The sequence below is a fragment of the Pseudoalteromonas sp. S3178 genome, from assembly GCF_005886985.1.
In the GTDB taxonomy this organism is placed as follows: Bacteria; Pseudomonadota; Gammaproteobacteria; order Enterobacterales; family Alteromonadaceae; genus Pseudoalteromonas; species Pseudoalteromonas carrageenovora.
The window spans coordinates 1-224 of the sequence record NZ_PNCW01000593.1 but is presented as its reverse complement, the minus strand read 5'-3'; the positions used below and the strand labels follow the sequence as shown (position 1 = coordinate 224).

Below are 224 nucleotides of genomic sequence, written 5' to 3'. Positions count from 1 at the left end.
TTGATTACCAAGCCCTTGCAATACTTTGTATTGCAGCGCCTTAATCGCCTCACTCATGGAGTGATGGCCGTTTATCTGCATACGCAGTGGCAAAGTATTAATAAAGCAGCCAAGCATAGCTTCAAACTCGCTTTGCTGACGATTTGCAACCGGCACCCCTAAGGTAATATCGGCTTGCTCACTGTAGCGATAAAGCAAGATGTAAAACACGCCAAGCAAGGCGG

1 protein-coding gene is annotated in these 224 nt (G+C 46.9%); it reads right to left on the bottom strand.

Going from position 1 to position 224, the window contains the following annotated elements:
• Positions 1-224 (bottom strand): condensation domain-containing protein (locus CWC11_RS22355; RefSeq protein WP_138684279.1); only part of this gene is annotated, 224 nt, incomplete at both ends.